The organism is Campylobacter sp. 2352 PW (assembly GCF_024723575.1).
In the GTDB taxonomy this organism is placed as follows: Bacteria; Campylobacterota; Campylobacteria; order Campylobacterales; family Campylobacteraceae; genus Campylobacter_D.
Window position 1 is genome coordinate 132,008 of the sequence record NZ_JANQCX010000004.1, and the last position, 17,956, is coordinate 149,963.

13 protein-coding genes are annotated in these 17,956 nt (G+C 28.9%); 8 read left to right on the forward strand and 5 right to left on the reverse strand.

Annotated elements, in window-relative coordinates:
- Positions 1-3 precede the first annotated feature (3 nt).
- Positions 4-2,379 (forward strand): tetratricopeptide repeat protein, encoded by a 2,376-nt coding sequence (locus CAMP5121_RS03595; RefSeq protein ID WP_337214803.1) that lies wholly within the window; start codon positions 4-6, stop codon positions 2,377-2,379.
- 52 nt (positions 2,380-2,431) lie between these two features.
- Here the strand turns inward: CAMP5121_RS03595 and CAMP5121_RS03600 are convergent, their stop codons facing one another.
- The 5 genes from CAMP5121_RS03600 to CAMP5121_RS03620 all read right to left on the reverse strand — a co-directional run bounded on the left by CAMP5121_RS03600 (position 2,432) and on the right by CAMP5121_RS03620 (position 10,076).
- Positions 2,432-3,988, reverse strand: coding sequence for a hypothetical protein (locus CAMP5121_RS03600; protein WP_337214804.1), 1,557 nt, complete (start codon positions 3,986-3,988; stop codon positions 2,432-2,434).
- Positions 3,981-4,355 (reverse strand): HIT family protein, encoded by a 375-nt coding sequence (locus CAMP5121_RS03605; RefSeq protein ID WP_337214805.1) that lies wholly within the window; start codon positions 4,353-4,355, stop codon positions 3,981-3,983. Before CAMP5121_RS03605 ends, CAMP5121_RS03600 begins: the two co-directional genes overlap by 8 nt.
- 43 nt (positions 4,356-4,398) lie before the next feature.
- Positions 4,399-5,790, reverse strand: a complete 1,392-nt coding sequence (fumC, locus tag CAMP5121_RS03610; protein WP_139453887.1) for a class II fumarate hydratase — start codon at positions 5,788-5,790, stop codon at positions 4,399-4,401.
- Positions 5,791-5,918: 128 nt separating this feature from the next.
- A complete protein-coding gene (glmS, locus tag CAMP5121_RS03615; protein ID WP_337214806.1) occupies positions 5,919-7,718 on the reverse strand; it encodes a glutamine--fructose-6-phosphate transaminase (isomerizing) in 1,800 nt (599 codons plus the stop codon).
- A gap of 3 nt (positions 7,719-7,721) precedes the next feature.
- The gene (locus tag CAMP5121_RS03620) at positions 7,722-10,076 is read right to left on the reverse strand and encodes a nucleotidyltransferase (RefSeq protein WP_337214813.1); all 2,355 of its coding nucleotides are present in this window, start codon (positions 10,074-10,076) and stop codon (positions 7,722-7,724) included.
- A 115-nt stretch (positions 10,077-10,191) separates the two neighbouring features.
- Between CAMP5121_RS03620 and mqnE the strand changes: the two genes are divergently transcribed.
- From mqnE to CAMP5121_RS03655, 7 genes are all read left to right on the forward strand, one after another.
- Positions 10,192-11,256, forward strand: coding sequence for an aminofutalosine synthase MqnE (gene mqnE / locus CAMP5121_RS03625; RefSeq protein ID WP_214114896.1), 1,065 nt, complete (start codon positions 10,192-10,194; stop codon positions 11,254-11,256).
- An 8-nt stretch (positions 11,257-11,264) separates the two neighbouring features.
- A complete protein-coding gene (locus tag CAMP5121_RS03630; RefSeq protein WP_337214807.1) occupies positions 11,265-12,581 on the forward strand; it encodes an NCS2 family permease in 1,317 nt (438 codons plus the stop codon).
- Positions 12,582-12,590: 9 nt separating this feature from the next.
- On the forward strand, positions 12,591-13,031 hold the full coding sequence (locus CAMP5121_RS03635; RefSeq protein ID WP_337214808.1) for a phosphoribosyltransferase: 441 nt from the start codon (positions 12,591-12,593) through the stop codon (positions 13,029-13,031).
- 63 nt (positions 13,032-13,094) lie between these two features.
- Positions 13,095-15,494, forward strand: coding sequence for a molybdopterin guanine dinucleotide-containing S/N-oxide reductase (locus CAMP5121_RS03640; protein WP_337214809.1), 2,400 nt, complete (start codon positions 13,095-13,097; stop codon positions 15,492-15,494).
- Between the two features lie 2 nt (positions 15,495-15,496).
- Positions 15,497-16,030 carry a hypothetical protein gene (locus CAMP5121_RS03645; protein ID WP_149062121.1) on the forward strand — a complete coding sequence of 178 codons (534 nt, stop codon included), beginning with the start codon at positions 15,497-15,499 and terminating at the stop codon, positions 16,028-16,030.
- Between the two features lie 6 nt (positions 16,031-16,036).
- Entirely contained in the window at positions 16,037-17,194 is a 1,158-nt protein-coding gene (locus CAMP5121_RS03650) for a hypothetical protein (protein ID WP_337214810.1), read from the forward strand.
- The gene (locus CAMP5121_RS03655; protein ID WP_337214811.1) at positions 17,191-17,931 is read left to right on the forward strand and encodes a pilus assembly FimT family protein; all 741 of its coding nucleotides are present in this window, start codon (positions 17,191-17,193) and stop codon (positions 17,929-17,931) included. Before CAMP5121_RS03650 ends, CAMP5121_RS03655 begins: the two co-directional genes overlap by 4 nt.
- Positions 17,932-17,956 lie beyond the last annotated feature (25 nt).

A 17,956-nucleotide genomic window follows, 5' to 3' on the forward strand; every position in this document is an offset into this window, starting at 1 on the left:
TATTTGGATAATCTAATCACTGAATTATCAGATTTAGCTAAAGAATATTTTGAAAATTCAGAATTTGAAAAATGCGATGAGGTTTTAAGTGAACTTATAGCTTTTTGCAAAGGCGAGGTTACGCTTGCTCAAGATGGTAAAATGATTTTTATAGATGATGAAGACAAACATCGTTTGCTTTTAGAAGCTTACCATAATAGAGCGCTTTGTAGATTTAATTGTTTGAAATTTCAAGAAGCACTTAAAGATGCAACCATAGCTGTAGAATTTGATCCTAGTAATGTATTTTTATTTAATCTTTTGGGTCTATGTAATTTTAAATTAGATTTATTACAAGAAGCACTTTTGGCTTTTAATAAAACTATAGCGCTAGATAATGCATATTATTTAGCATATTTTAATAGGGCTAGAGTTTATATACTTTTAGATGAGCACACAAAAGCTTTAAAAGATTTGCAAACTTGTATTGATTTGGCTCCAGAATATTATATGGCTTATTATACTAGAGCCATTACTTTGCTTAGTGTTGATCCAAAACAGGCTTTGATTGATTTTAAAAAGTCTCAAGATTTAGGTTTTGAATCCTCGCAGATTTTTTATTATCAAGGTGTAGCTTGTGAGAATTTGGAAGATTATCAAAAAGCTATAGAATTTTTTACTAAGATGATTAAGCAAGATGAGAGTTTTGCTGATGCGTATTATAAAAGGGCTAATAATAAACGTAAAGTTGATGATTTAGAAGGAGCTTTGCAAGATTGCTTAAAATCTATTGAATTAGACAATGAAAACGCAATGGCATATTTGATTTTGGGACATATTTATAAAGATCTAGAAAAGATAGAATTATCAATAGATGCTTTTAAAAAATCAATTGAATTAGATGAAAATTTACAATATCCATGTTTTGCATTAGCTAGAGTTTTGTATGATTTAAAAGATTATGAACAAGCTTTGAAGTATTATGATAAAACAATTGAGCTTTATGAAGAATACGCTCAAGCATATATTAATAGAGGCAACACTAAAATTAACCTAAAAATGATTGAAGAGGCTATAGAAGATTTTGATTTAGCAGCTAAATATTATCAAGAAAGAGCAAGAAAGCATGATTTTACTCCATCAGAATTGGCAGAACTTGAACACGCAGTTCCTTATGGTTTTTATCATTTGGGTAATAGTTTATATGAAATAGACAAATATGATGAAGCTTTGATAAGTTATGAAAAAGCTTTGAAATATCAAAAAGAATATCCTGATGTGTTTTTTAATAGGGCTTATTTAAAATCTGATCTTGAAAAATACGAGGAAGCTTTAGAAGATAGCGAATTAGCTGTTAAATACTATAAAAAGCAAAATAATACTCAAGATTATGTTAATTCTCTTTCTCAAAGAGCTTGGATCAAAAGCAAGCTTGAAAGATTTCAAGAAGCTATGGATGAATACAATGAGCTTATAAAAACATATAAAGATTATATTGATTTAAAAGATGTATTACTTGAAAGAGCATATTGTGCAAAAGAACTTGAATCTTATGAAGAATTAATAGCTTATTGTAATGCAGCGTATAAGGTGGATAAAAATAATTTTAAACTTTATTTTTGGCGAGGAATTGCTAAATATAATTTAAGTTTAGAAGAAGAAGCTATAGAAGATTTAAATAAGGCTTTAAAAATTGATAAAAACCATAATGGAGCAAAGTATTATAAGGGGCTTTGTTATGAAGATCTTTATATGTTTGATGAAGCGATAAAATGCTACGATAGTGTGATTTTAAGTAATGAAGAAGATGATGAATCATATTTTCATAGAGCAAAATGTAAAAGAAATCTTGAAAAATATAATGAAGCTTTAAAAGACATCAATGAATGCTTAAAAATAATTGATGATATTGGGGAGTATTGGATAGAAAAAGCACAAATTTTAAGCTTTTTAGGAAAATATGATGAAAGCTTCAAAGCAGCAAAAAAAGCAAGTGAGCTTGAACCAAAATCATATGAGTGTTATCATTTTATGGGTGCAGTTAAAGTGTATTCGCAAGATTTTAAAGAAGCTATAAAATATCTTAATATGGCTTTAAATTTAGATGAAAGTCAAAATTGGACACATTATTATAAGGCAGAGTGTTTAAGAAATTTAGGTGATTTTCACGATGCATTGCAATGTTATGAAGATTGCTTAAAGATAACAAAAGAAAATACTGATGCTTTGGTGGGAAAAATTCAGTGTTTAGAAGAGCTAAAAGAATACGAGCAAGCTTTAGAGTGTACTAAAGAATTATTAAAGCTTGATGAAGAAAATGAATTTGCATTAAAAAATCAAAATATTTTAATGCAAAAATTAAAACAGCAAAATAAAAAATGGTGGCAAATTTGGAATTAAGCTTTGTGTGATTTATTATTTGTGCAGATTTGAAAATTTGCATAAATAAAGTCTATTTGGTGTTTTTAATGAAAATATGAGTTTTGAAAAAAGTTATTTGACCTTTTATATTAATGTCAAATTCCAAAGGGATAAAAATCAAAGACGAGTTATTGCTAAGTTTGTAGCTTAATTGTGAATTTTTCTGATAATTTTTTAAGATTTTGTCAAAATTTTCAAGCTTTAAAAGTTCTTTTTCCTGAAGTAAAAAATATAAGGTATTATTATCAATCTTCATAAAATATTTAAAGTCGCTTGAATTAGCAACAAAATCAAATAATACTTCATCGTAATTTTCTTTTAATTTAGAGTATTTTGGATGAAATTTTTTGGACATATTGTGAAATTCTATCTTTTGTGGTTTTAAATGAGTTAAATTATAAGTTTTTAAAAAATCATCAAAACTATAATTGTTGTTATAATTTTTATTAAGATTATGCAAGGTGTTTTTGATGCTTTTAATTTGATTATAATATTGCCTGCTTTGAATATAGTCAAGATTTAAAGAATATATAGAGATTTCTAATTTTTGCAATTGATATTTTTGTGAAGAAAAGCTTATGTAATTTGCAAAAAATCCTAAAAATAGCGCCATAAATGCAAGTAGATAAAAAGAAAATTTTAATGCTATTTTTTGTTTAAACACGCTTAGATAATTTGCAATCAAAAGCCATAAATTTAAAGCTAATACTGCTAAGCGTTCTGGCGTAAAGCCATATTGTGTAATTCTAATTATAATAGCATAAAATACGAAAATATTTAGTGATAGTACCACAATAAAAAAGGCATAAAGTAATGATTTTTTGATTTTATAAAAAGATAAATTTATCCAAAGATTAATTAATAAAAAACTACCAAACCAAAGACATAAATGAACTATACTAAGATTTTCTAAAAGATTAAATAATGCTCCTAAACCATAGGTAAAAAGCATGATTATATATAAAATACTAAAAGTATTTAGTATAAAAACAAAAATTTTATGAAAATTGTATGAAGTAAAATTGCCAAGTAAAAATAAAGAAAAAATTCCAGCACTACAAAGCCATAATGATAAAACACAAGAATCTAACATGCTTGAAGAAATATCAAATAAAAAATCAAATGAACCATAAAATATAGCCAAAAATATACCAAAAATGAACCAAAAGCTTATACTAAAAGAAATGGCAGCTAAAAAATGATGAAAATAATTAAAATCATATAATTTTCTTGCACATACTAAAGCTATAAGAGCTGTTGTTAAGGAAATATACAAAGAATTATTAGTAAAAAATATTAAATAATTTTCTATACCATCTTTAAAAATAAAATTTAAAAATATATAAAAAATTAGCCCAAAAAATCCAACCCATAAATTTTTCAAACTTTTATAATTTTGTATTAAATTGCTTTTTGATTCAGTGAATGTTTCACAAAAAATTATAAATAGGGTTAAAAGTAAAAAAATACTAGTTTGGTATGAATCATTAAAAAATGCTACAAAAAACCAAAAACATAAATAAAAAATAACTCCAAGTGGATGATTCAATAAAGCTATATAGCTAGAATTAATAAATTTTTTAAACATGAATATTTTTTATTTTGTTAAGTAAAATTGATATAAATCCTTCAAAGTCAGGTAAATTTAAATCCTTAATTTCTCTTTGCTGTTTTCCCCACATGCATTCAGGAAAAAACCCATCTTCTTTAAAACGTGCCATAACATGAAAATGCACTCTTGGTATATAGTTTGCAAAGGAAGCTATGTTGATTTTTTTTGGGTTATAGTACTCTCTAAGGCTTAATTCACAAGCTAAAACATATTGAAAAATCATATTTTGCAAAAAGGCTGGGCAATCACTTAATTCTCTGTAATTTTCTTTAGTAAAAATTTTCACCCAAGGAATTTGAGAATTTTCTTTTTCTATAAATAAATAATCATTTTCATAAATCATACTAACCCTTAAGAAAAGACTAGGATTATTCCTAGTCTTTTGATTATTTTTTTGGTCCTATCATTTTTGTAGGATCTACAAATTTAGCAAAGTCTTCTTCACTTACCAAGCCAAGCTCCATAGCACTTTCTTTTAAAGAAATACCTTTTTTGTGAGCATTTTTAGCTACTTTAGCTGCGTTTTCATAGCCAATGTGTGGGTTTAATGCAGTCACTAGCATTAAAGAATTATGTAAATTATGATCTATTTTTTCTTTATTTGGCTCTATGCCAACAGCACAGTGGATATTAAATGAATGCATAGCATCAGCTAATAAATCAAGGCTTTGTAAAAAATTATAAATAATCACAGGTTTAAAAACATTAAGTTCGAAATTTCCTTGGCTTGCTGCAAAACCAATAGCTGCATCATTTCCCATAACTTGTACTGCAACCATAGTTAAGGCTTCACACTGAGTAGGATTAACCTTGCCTGGCATGATGGAACTTCCTGGTTCATTCTCAGGTATGTTTAACTCTCCAAGACCACATCTAGGGCCACTTGCTAGCCATCTAATATCATTTGCTATTTTCATTAAATTTGCAGCTAAGCCTTTCATAGCTCCATGGGTAAAATTAATTGCATCATGGCTTGTTAGTGCATGGAATTTATTTGGACTTGAAACAAATTTAGTGCCTAAAAGCTTGCTTAATTCCTCGCTTACTTTTTCACTAAGTTCTGGATGAGCATTTAATCCTGTGCCAACAGCTGTCCCACCTATTGCAAGCTCTCTTAATGTAGGTAAAGAAGCGATGATTTGCTCTTTTGAGTGAAGTAACATAGAAAGGTATCCACTAAATTCTTGAGCTAGGGTAAGTGGTGTAGCATCTTGAAGGTGAGTTCTTCCTATTTTAATAATCCCTTCAAATTCTTTTACTTTCTTTTCAAAAGTCGCAATAAGCTCATCTAAAGCAGGGATAAGTTTTTTTTCTACTTGTTCTACTGAAACTATGCTCATAGCAGTTGGAAAGGTATCGTTTGAGCTTTGGCTCATATTTACATGATCATTTGGATGAACAAGTTTTTCTTTTCTAAAATCACCACCCATAATTTCAGTAGCACGATTTGCTATAACTTCGTTCATATTCATATTACTTTGAGTGCCTGAACCTGTTTGCCATATTGCTAGTGGGAAATTATCGTCAAATTTTCCTGCTACGATTTCATCGCAAGCTTGCACAATAGCATCTTTTTTAGCATCGTCTAATTTGCCAAGTTTGTTATTAACTAAAGCCAAAGATTTTTTAAGATTTGCAAAAGCATAAATTAAAACTTTTGGCATTTTTTCACAACCAATTTTAAAATTTTCAAAACTTCTTTCAGTTTGTGCACCCCAATATTTATCATTAGGAACTTTAATCTCTCCCATAGTATCGTGTTCGATTCTATATTCCATGGCTTTTCCTTGTAATAAAATAAGATATGATATTTAAACCAAATAAACCCTAAAGTTTGCTTATAATTTAAGAAGTATTTATAAAATTTTTTAAAAAAGTGTAGTTTTTTCAAAACTACACAAAATATTTATTCTACGGTAACACTTTTTGCTAAATTTCTTGGCATATCTACATCATTACCAAGTCTTATAGAAACTTCTAAAGCAAGAAGCTGTAAGATCACCATCATTTCAAAAAATTCACACATATAGTGTTCTTGTTTTGAAGTTCTTATAAAATCATCGCTTAAATCAAAATCAAGTGGAGAAATAGCAAGTAGAGTAGAATCCCTTGCAGCTAATTCTTCTACATTTGATTTGGTTTTTTCATAAAGGCAATTTTGCGGCATTAGTGCAACGGTAAAAAGCTCGCTATCTGCTAGAGCAATAGGCCCATGTTTCATTTCACCTGCTGGATAGCCTTCAGCGTGTAAGTATGAAATTTCTTTTAATTTTAAAGCCCCTTCTAAAGCTAATGGATAAAATACATCTCTTCCTATAAAGAAAAAGCCGTGGCCATGCAGGTATCTTTTTGAAATTCTGTGTACTTTTTCATGCAAGTTTTGTTCAACTTTAACTATACTTGGCAAGCTTCTTAGAGCTTTGATTTCTTTACTCATATCTAAATTTGCTTTTTGTGCAAGATAGATTGCAAGCATCCATAAAGTTGCCACTTGAGTAGCAAAAGCTTTAGTTGAAGCCACACCTTTTTCAATGCCCGCTCTAGTAAGTAATGATATATCAGCTAAACGCACGATATTAGAATTATCCACATTACATATTGCTAAAGTTTTAACTCCTTGTGCTTTTGCTATTTTTAAAGCTTCAAGTGTATCAGCCGTTTCACCGCTTTGAGAAATTACTATAAAAAGAGTATTTTTGCCTATAATGGCTTCTCTGTATCTAAATTCACTTGCTACTTCAACTTTAGTTTTAATCTTTGCAAGCCTTTCAAGCAAATAAGCCCCGCTTAATGCTGCATGATAGCTTGTGCCGCAAGCACAAAGTGTGATTTCATCTATGTTTTGTAAAAGAGTTTCATCTATATCTTCAAAAACAATCTGCTCACCTTGTAAGCGTCCCATTAAAACTTCGCCTAAAACTCTACTTTGCTCATAAATTTCTTTTTCCATAAAAAATCTATAACCATCTTTTTGAGCATAACTTTTATCTTGACTTAAAGCTACAAAAGCAGGTTGTATGCAAGCTTGATCATGGCAAATTTTGCATTCGTTTAAATTTACATATCCATAATCCCCATCTTCAAGATAGGCTACTTTATCCACTAAAGAAACTAATGGTGCATCACTTGATGCAAAATAATATTCATTTTCATCGCCATTTTTTCCGATGATGAGTGGCACTGCATTTTTAGCAAAATAAATTGTATTCGGATCTTTTTTACTTACAAGCAAGATTGCAAAAGCACCTTTTAATTCAGCTATAGTCTTTTTGAAAGCTTCAAATGGTTCTAAATTACTTGTATAGTATTCAAATAAATGTACAATAACTTCAGTGTCAGTTTGACTTAGAAAATTAATACCTTCTTGTGTGAGTTTTGTTTTTAATTCTTGGTAGTTTTCTATGATTCCATTATGTATTACGCAAGAGTATTGTCCTAAATGTGGATGAGCATTTATTTCAGTTGGTTTTCCATGAGTTGCCCAACGCGTATGACCTATAGCAAGTCCAAAGCCATCACTATTAAAATTAGCAGTTTTATTAGCTAAATTTTCTAATTTTCCAACCGCTTTAAAAAAGTCTAACTCTCCATCTTTCATTACTGCTATGCCAGCGCTATCATAACCTCTATACTCAAGCTCTTTTAAGCCTTCTAATATGATTTTTTTCTTTTCTTTGGTTCCTATATATCCTACTATTCCACACATCTTTTACTCGCTTATTAGTGATTTAAGAATTTGATCTTTATGATCTTGCAAACTTTCATTTTTATGCAAAATCAAAACATTTCGTGTTCTTTCTTTTATGGTTTGAATTTTTGCTGCGCTTAAGATAATATCATATCTTGCAAGCACATCCATCACATAAGCCATTAAACCTTTTTGATCTTTTGTGTTTAAGGTTATTTTGGCATAGCTTTTGGAATAATTCATATCTAATTTTAATTCATCTTTTTTAATGTTTGGTTTTTTTGCCTTTTTTTGTACTTTTAAATGTAATTTAGAATTTAGTAAATTTTCTAAACTTTGTTTTTGAGTATCGCTTACTATATCTGAATATTCAAATTTCAAATAAACTTTTTCATCAAATAATTCAAAGAAACTCATAAAGATTAAATTTAAAGAACTTAAAGTATTGAGTATATTTTCAAGATTGTTTTTTCTATTCATTATAAGCTCTAGGGTAAAATTATCTTGATTATCAAGCCAAAAAGTAAAATTTTCTTTTTGTGTAATTTGCGTTATTTTAATGATTTTTTCAAAACTATTTTTTATAAAAAATAAATTGGATTTAATATGAGTAATATTATTTTGAGTTTGTTCATCAAGATCTAAAAAAGCCTTACTTCTTTTTAGGGTTTGTTCTTTTTTTACTCTTCTTTGGCTCTCATCAATTAAATTCTCATCCTCAAAGCCTTCTAATGCATTTTGAAATAATCTTTCTAAACTTTTATAATAAAAATGATTTTCTATACCCAAAGCCTTAGCATTGCAAAAAGATAAAAGATGTAAGGTTTTTAAGGTATTTATATCATTTAATTTGGAAATAAAATTTAAAACAATAGTAGAATTATAAATATCTTCTTTTTCTATAATGTCTTTAAAAGCATTAAAATTTTTATATAATCTTAAGCCAAAATCTAAAAGCTCATTATCAACTTGGAATTTTCCTACATAAGCTCTGTAAATATTTGCTAAAGAAATTTCATTTTCTTCATGAATAGCACTTAAAAGTATGGTGAGTTTTATTATTAAAAGTGTATTTTCATCAAAGCTATAATCTTTTTCTTCAAAGTATTTTAAGCAAAGTAATGCTCTATCTAATGCGCTATAAACACCTTCTTCTTCAAGTAAGAATTTGCTTTGAGTAAGAGGTTTGCAAAAATCTTTTAAAATATTAGCATCAGCAAGAAGTTTTAAAAGAGCAAAAGAATGCTTTCTTTCTAAAATTTTCTTGAATAATTCTAAATTTTCATCTTTGTTTTCTGCTCTTTTTAATGCAAAAATGAGTTTGATATCAAAATTATAATCTTTATCATCTAATTTTAAAAGTTGATTTAATATCAAGTTTAGGTTTTCACTTTTGTTAGAATAAGTAAAAAAGCTATCTTGTGTTTCATAAAGTTCATTATCTTTATAGTGTTTTTCTTGGATGCACCTTGCTAAAAATTGCGTATAAATTCCACAAGTTTGCATACATTGCATAGCTTTTTGAATAAGTATGGATTTAAGATCTAAATTTTTCTTTTCTTTTTTTTGCATTAAGTTAGCAAGTTCTTGTGAATTTTGTATTAAAAATAAATTAGTGTTTTTACCTTCTAAAAGATTCATTGCACATTTAAGTGAAAATAAAAAATCACTTGCAAGTTTAAATTCGCTTAATTCTTTTTCGTTGATAAAATTAAGCATATAATTTTTAGGAGAATCTTTAAATAATATACTTAAATTTTCTATATCAAGCTGCTCATCTAAACCACCAAAATTTTTATTAATATCAAATTCTTGCTTGATTAAAGGTTGATGATAAGGGTTAAATTCTTGTAAGATTTTTAAAGCAAATTCTTCTTTTAATTCATCTTGAGCTTGAGAAATTTTTTCTTTGATTTGTTTGAATAAAATTTTAGATCCGCAAATATAACGATATTGTAAAATATTTTGTTTTAGTTCATTTTTAGCAATATTATAAAGTCCATTTATTTCACAAATTTGATAATTGATATTTAAATTAATATCATTTAATGAAGTAATAAATGCTTTCATTAAAGGCTTGATATTATAAGCTTTTATATCTTTATAAATAAGTAATAAATCAACATTTTCTTTTATACTTAAATTCATTTTAGCATATTGTTTAATAGCGATAATACAAAAAGGGAATTTATCATTATGCGGAAAATAATCATCAAAAAAATCATTCAAAACAAGCTCGTAAACATCTTCTATAAAACGATCAATTTCTTTAGAATGGTAAAAACTAAACGAGCCTTGTTTTAAAAAAAGTCTAGAACAATAAGCTTCATAATCTTTTAAAGAATTTTTTAATTTTTGAATTTTTTGTATATCCATAGCTTGATAATAATCCTTATTTAATTTTACTAGTATCATACCAAAAATACTTTGTATTAAATTTTAAGTAAGTTAAAATTATAATTGTAATTTAAATTTAAAAAATGGTAAGAATATGCAAACAATTATAGAAAAACTAGAAAATCAAGAAAGATTAAATGAAGAAGAAGCTAACAAGCTTTGGGATTTAGAGCTTTTTACTTTAGGCAAATACGCACAAAGAATTCGAACTAATTTGCATGGTAAAAAGGTTTATTTTAATATCAATCGCCATATTAATCCTACAAATATATGTGCAGATACTTGCAAATTTTGTGCTTTTTCAGCACATAGGAAAAATCCTAATCCTTATACTATGTCGCACGAAGAGATAATGAAAATAGTCGATGAAACAGTTTTAAGAGATACAAAAGAAATTCATATCGTTTCAGCACATAATAAAAACACTTCATGGCAGTGGTATTTGGAAATTTTTAAAATGATTAAAGAAAAATATCCATTTTTACATATTAAAGCCTTAACTGCTGCTGAGATTGATTTTTTAAGCAGGGCTTTTAATATGAGCTATGAAGAAGTGATAGAAAAAATGCTTGAATACGGCGTTGATTCTATGCCAGGTGGTGGGGCTGAAATTTTTGATGAGGAAGTTAGAAAAAAAATTTGTCATGGTAAAGTAGGTAGTGAAAATTGGTTAAAAATTCATAAACTTTGGCATGAAAAAGGCAGGCAAAGTAACGCCACAATGCTTTTTGGGCATATAGAAAGTAGAGAAAATAGAATTAATCATATGATAAGATTGAGAAATCTTCAAGATCAAACCGGTGGTTTTAATGCTTTTATTCCTTTGGTTTGGCAACAAGATAATAGTTTTATTACAGGTAAAAAACCACTTGGCTCAGTAGAAATTTTAAAAACCTTAGCTATTGCGAGGATAGTGCTTGATAATATTAAAAATATTAAAGCTTATTGGGCAACCATGGGTATAAATTTAGCTATGGTTGCTCAAGATTTTGGTGCAAATGATTTAGATGGTACTATAGAAAAAGAAAGCATACAAAGTGCAGGTGGGGCAAAAAGTTCAAATGGCTTGAGTTTAAAAACTTTTATAGAAATGATTCAAAGCTCAGGCTATATAGCAATAGAACGAGATAGTTTGTATAATGAATTAAAAACTTATTAAGGATAAAAATGGATTTTTTTAAACTTAAAGAACATAATAGTGATGTAAAAACTGAAATTTATGCAGGTATTGCTACTTTTTTAGCAATGATTTATATTATACCAGTTAATGCAAATATTATGAGTAATTCAGGTATGCCACTAGAAGCTTTAATTGTTGCAACTGCTTTAGTAACTATTATAGCTACTACTTTTAGTGCTTTTTTCTCTAATACTCCTGTGGCTATGAGTGTGGGTATGGGGCTAAATGCGTATTTTACTTTTAGCGTGTGTAATACCTATCAAATTCCTTGGCAAAGTGCTTTGGGAGCTGTGTTTTTATCGGGTATTGTTTTTACTTTATTATCTTTTACTAATTTTAGAATTTGGGTGATAAAAAGCATACCAAATGATTTAAGAAAAGCCATATCAGCAGGTATTGGAACCTTTATAGCCTTTATGGGACTTGTGCAAATGGGGATTATCACCAAAAGCGAAGCAACCTTAGTAGGTTTGGGCGATTTTTCAAGCACTAAAGTGCTTTTTGGATTGTTTGGCTTGTTTTTGGTTTTTGTTTTTTGGGCTTGGAGGATTAAAGCTGCGTTTATTTTAGCTGTTTTTGTAAGTGCTTTGTGTGCTTGGATTTTTGGTATTGATGGAGCTAAATTTCCTGAGCAACTTTTATCTTTACCAGTTATTAGTGGAGATAATGGTTTAAGTACTATATTTGGTAAGCTTGATATTAAAGGAGTTTTAGAGCTTAGTATGATTCCTATAGTACTTACTTTTTTTGTTACTCAGCTTTTTGATAGTGTGGGTACAATCACAGGTGTAGGCTCAAGAGGAAAAATCTTTGATGATCCAAAGCAAGGTGAGAAAAAATTAGGTAAAACCTTGGGCGCTGATGCGGCAAGTTCGGCTATGGGGGCGGTTGTTGGAACTTCTACTGTAACTGCTTTTGTGGAAAGCTCAGCAGGGGTAGAAGCAGGAGGTAGGACAGGACTTACAGCTTTAGTTACTGCTATATGTTTTGTTTTTACTTTATTTTTACTGCCAGTATTTAAAGCCATTCCTGCAAATTCTATTTATCCTATTTTGGTGCTTGTTGGTGTTTTAATGTTTATGGAAGTTGCAAATATTAATTTTAAAGATAAAGCTATAGCAGTAAGTGCGTTTTTTATTATCATCATGATGCCACTGACTTACTCTATTACTACAGGTTTTGCTTTTGGATTTATTGCGTATTTATTTATGCGTATCATGCAAAAAGAATTTGATAAAATTAATCTTGGTATTATTGTATTAAGTGTGATTTCATTGCTAGTATTTTTATTACAATTTTTATAGGAAGTGATTATGTATTATTATGCTTATGAAGAATTTCAAAAAGAAATTATCCCTTTTACCCGCAAAATTAAGGAAGAATTTAATCCTGATGTGTTACTTGCCATTGCAAGAGGTGGTATGACTTTGGGTCATTTTTTAGCAGAAGGTATGGGTAATAGAAACTTGTTTTCTTTAAATTCTATTCACTATGAAGACACTCAAAAACTAGATACGATTAAAATTTTTAATATCCCTGATCTTAGTTCATACAAAAAAGTTCTTTTGATAGATGATATTATAGATAGTGGTGAAACTATGATAGAAATCAAAAGAGTTTTAATGGACAAATATCCTCATTTAGAACTCAAAGTGGCAAGTGTTTTTTATAAACCTTCAGCATTATTAATCCCTGAGTTTTATATAAAAGAGGCTAAAGAGTGGATTGACTTTTTTTGGAGTATTAAAATTTAGCTTTAAATCAAATACAAATGCTATAATATATATTGACTTTATTTTGTTAAGAAAGGATGTCTTATGAGTTTAACAAGAAGAAAATTTCTAAAAGGACTTGCTGCTACTTCAGCGATTGCTTCGGTTAATCCTTTAATAGCTGCAAGTGAGGGAACTAAATTTTATGATACTAAAAAAATTCCTCACGCAACTCACTTTGGTGCTTTTTGGGCTGAAGTAAATTCAGAGGGAAAACTTGTAAAAGTTACGCCACAACAATCTGACAAACATCCTTCTATTATCACTGATGCTATCATTGATAGAACTTATTCAGATACTAGGGTAAAGTATCCTTGTGTTAGAAAAAGTTTTTTAGAAGGTAAAAAAAGACCTAAATTAAGAGGTAAAGAGCCTTTTGTGAGAGTAAGTTGGGAAAAAGCTTTAGAGCTTGTATTGCAAAAATTAAAAGAAACTCCTATTGAAAATTTATTTAATGCAAGTTATGGTGCTTGGGGGCATGTAGGTTTATTGCACAATTGTAACTCAGTAGCAGGAAGATTTTTTAATACAGCTTTAGGTGGTCACATCGGCACTGATGGAGAGTATAGCAATGGAGCTGCTGGTAAGGTTAATGCTAGCATAGTAGGGGATTTAGAAGTTTATTCTTTACAAACTTCTCATGAGGTTATTTTAGAAAATACCCAAGTTTATGTTTTATGGGGAGCTGATCTTTATAAATGTAACCAAATTGACTTTAAAGTTGCAAATCGTGGTAATGATGAGTATTATAAAAAATACAGCAAATCAAATATCAAATTTATTACTATTGATCCTCAATACACTCAAACAGCAGAGATTTTAAATGCTCAGTGGATTAAAATTCGTCCAAATACCGATGTAGCTTTAATGCTTGGTATGATGAATTATTTATACAAAAGTGGAAAATACGATAAAAAATTCATTGAAAAATATACTGATGGTTTTGACAAATTCTTACCTTATTTACTTGGAAAAACTGATGGTATTGATAAAACTCCAGCTTGGGCTGCAAATATTACCGGTGTTGAAGAAAAAGTTATTACCGCATTAGCAGATACTTTTGTGAAAAATAGAACTTTCTTAGCAGGTAACTGGGCTATGCAAAGAGCGCACCATGGCGAACAAGCTGATTGGACTTTAATGGTTTTAGCTTCTATGATAGGTCAAGTGGGTTTACCTGGTGGTGGATTTGGTTTTTCAATGCACTATTCAGGTGGCGGACAAGCATTTTCAGGTGTAAGATTACCAGTAGGTTTACCGCAAGGTAAAAATAATCTTGATACTAATATCCCTGCAAGTAGAATTTCAGAAGCAATATTAAATCCAGGCAAAACAGTTAAGTTTAAAGGTAAAGAAATTACCTATCCAAAAATCAAACTTATGTATGTAGTAGGTGCTTCTGTATTGGGTCATCATCCAGATACAAATGAGCTTATTAAAGCTTTAAGAACCCTTGATACGCTAATTGTACATGAACCTTGGTGGACTCCTATGGCAAAAATGGCTGATATTGTATTGCCTTCAACTACAACTTTAGAAAGAGATGATATTAGTTTTGGTGGTTCTTATTCTCAAGATTATGTTTATGCTATGAAAAAAGTAATTGAGCCTTATTTTGAAAGTAGAAATGATTATGATATTTTTGAAGAATTAGCAAAAAGAATAGGTGAAAGAGAGCATAAAAAATTCACCGGAAATAAAACAAAAGAGCAGTGGCTTGAAGGTTTTTATGGCAGAAGTGATTGTCCTTATTATATGGAATTTGCTGATTTTTGGAAACAAGGATTTATTCATTTTGAAGCTCCAAAAGAAGCTTATAATTTCGTAAGACACTCTGAATTTAGAGCTGATCCTGTGGCAAATAAACTTGCAACAGAAAGTGGAAAAATTCAAATTTATTCACCAAAATTTGAAAAATATAATTTAGAAGATTTTAAAGCACATCCAACTTGGTTTGAACCAGCTGAGTGGTTAGGTAATGAAAAATTAGTTAAAAAATATCCTTTCCATTTGTTAAGCCCGCATCCAAGATATAGAGTGCATTCTCAGCTTGATAATACTTGGGTGAGAGATTTGTATAAAATTCAAGGTAGAGAGCCTGTGATGATTAATACAAATGATGCTAAAAAACTTGGTATTACACACGGAGAAGTTGTAGAAGTATATAATGATCGTGGATCGCTTTTAGCAGGGGCTTTTGTAACAGATAATATTATGGAAGGGGTTATTAGTATCCAAGAGGGTGCTTGGTATGATCCTGAAGATGTAAGCGATAGTAAGCCAAGATGCAATGCAGGTCATGTAAATGTTTTAACAAGTTCAAGACCAACTTCAACTATGGCTCAAGCAACTAGTGTTAATACTTGTCTAGTGGGTATTAAAAAGCTAAAAGAAGTTATAAAACCTTATAACTCAACTACACCACCAGAAATTATAGGAGCTTAATAATGAAGAAGATTATATTAGTATTGACTTTTTTAGCTAGTGCTTTATTTGCTAAAGATATGTTTATTTTTAATGAAAAAGTAGATCTTTTAGATAGTGCTAGTAAAAAAGTGGTAGGGCAAATTTATGAAGGCTCTAAAGTAGAGCTTATAAAAGAAGAGGGTGAATATTCTTTGATTAAAGTTAAAGGCGAGGTTGTGGAGACAAATCCAAAAAGCCTTGCTTATACTAAAGATGGAATTTATCTTTTGCTTACTTTAAATGCTAAAAATGCAAGTAATGAAATGGAATTTTTAGTTAAAAGTAAAGATTTAACCGATCAAGAAATTCTTGCCTGGGATGAGATAGAATTAACTTATTATGATACTTGTACAAGTTGTCACGCAGCGCATAAACCAAAAGAACATTTAATGGAAGAATGGGATGCATACTTATCTGCTATGCAAGGTTTTGCAAAAATTACTGATGCAGAAAAAGATAGAATTTTAAGATTTTTACAATCTCATGCAAGTAATGGACCTGTAAAACTTGACTAATCAAAAATGAAAAGGTATTTGCTAGCCGTTTTATTTTTTGATTTTTGTGCTTTATTGTATGGCATAAGCACTTTATCTATAAGCTACAACGAAGCACAAATTTATTTTTATGATCATAGCTTAATTGCTATGATCGCTAGATTAGGCACCACTCTTTTTGGTCAAAATGACTTTGGATTAAGACTTCCTTTTGTTTTATTGCATTCTTTAAGTTGTATTTTATTATACATTTTAGCTTTAAAATACACCAAAACTTCTTTTGATGCTTTTATTTCTGTGGTGCTTTTTATATTGCTCCCTGGTAGTGTAGCTAGCGCTTTACTTATCAATGAATCAAGTATTGTGATATTTTTTACACTTTTAATTTTAGTATTATTTGAATATAAGAAAATATTTTTATTTTATGTTTTACTAGTTTTAGTTCTTTTTGTAGATGGAAATTTTGCAATTTTATACTTATCTTTTTTCTTTTTTGCTATTTATAAAAAAGATAAATTACTTATTATATGTTCTTTGATTTTATTTGCTATCGCAATGAGTGTTTATGGATTTGATGCAAGTGGAAAGCCTAAGGGGTATTTTTTGGATACTTTGGGTATTTTTGCAGCTTGTTTTTCGCCTTTGATTTTTCTTTATTTTTTTTATGTTGTTTACAGAATTCTTTTACAAGATGATAAGCCACTTTTATGGTTTATTAGTGCAAGTACTTTTGTTTTTTGTTTAATTTTTTCTATAAGACAAAGACTTTTTTTAGAAGATTTTTTACCTTTTTGTGTGGTTTGTACGCCTTTGTTGATTCGCTATTTAATGTCTTCTTATCGCTCAAGAATGCCACAATTACGCCTAAAACATAAAATTTTTATAGAATGTTCTTTGATATTTTTATTATTTTTTTATCTTGGTATTGTTTTTAATCAAAGTTTTTATTATTTATTAAAAGATCCTAAAAAACATTTTGCCTATGATTATCACATAGCTAAAGAATTAGCTCTAAATTTAAAACAACACAACCTCATGCATATTGCTATGCAAGATAAAGAACTAGCCTTAAGACTTAAATTTTATGGTATTTCTAAGGGTAAACTAGAGCTTCATTCTAGTAAAAAAGCTAGTAAAATCTATGTTAGTTTAGGTAAGCATAAAGTATATTATTCTATAAAATGAAACAAGCTTTTACTTTAATAGAACTAGTTTTTGTTTGTATAGTATTATCCTTATTATTTTCTATGGCTTATGTTTATTATAAACCTGATTATTTGCGTTTGGGAGCTGAGCAAGTTTTAAATGATATTAAATACACAAGACATTTAGCTTTAATGCAAAATGATTTTAGAGTTAAAGAATTTAATATTGCTAAACGAGAGTGGTTTAAGGCTAAATGGCAGCTGTATTTTATACGCTCAAAATCTGCCACTAATAATGAACAAACCTATACCATTTTTTTAGATAAAAACGGCGATGGCAATGCAAACATAGGTAAAAATATGATCAATAAAGACAGAGAAATAGCTGTTGATCTTATCAATCCAGATATATTAATGAACTCAGGTCAAAGTGGAGTGATAAATCAAAATGATTTCAAAGCAAATTTAAAATACAATATAGAAAAAACTTATGGTATATCTAAAGTTTTATTTGAAGGTGCTTGTAAAGGAAGTACGCGTTTAGTTTTTGATGATTATGGTCGTTTATATACGCCTTTAAAAAATGCTACACGTGCTTATGATAAACTTGCTTCTTTTAATAATGATTGTATTATAAGATTATCTAATAATCAAAATGAGCATATATGCATTATTATACATCCCATTAGTGGCTATGCTTATATCCCTAAATTTTCTTCAAATAAATCACAAAATATTATACTTAATAATAAAAACACCTACTGTCATGCCTTATAAGATATATTGATGTTGTACCCTGCCT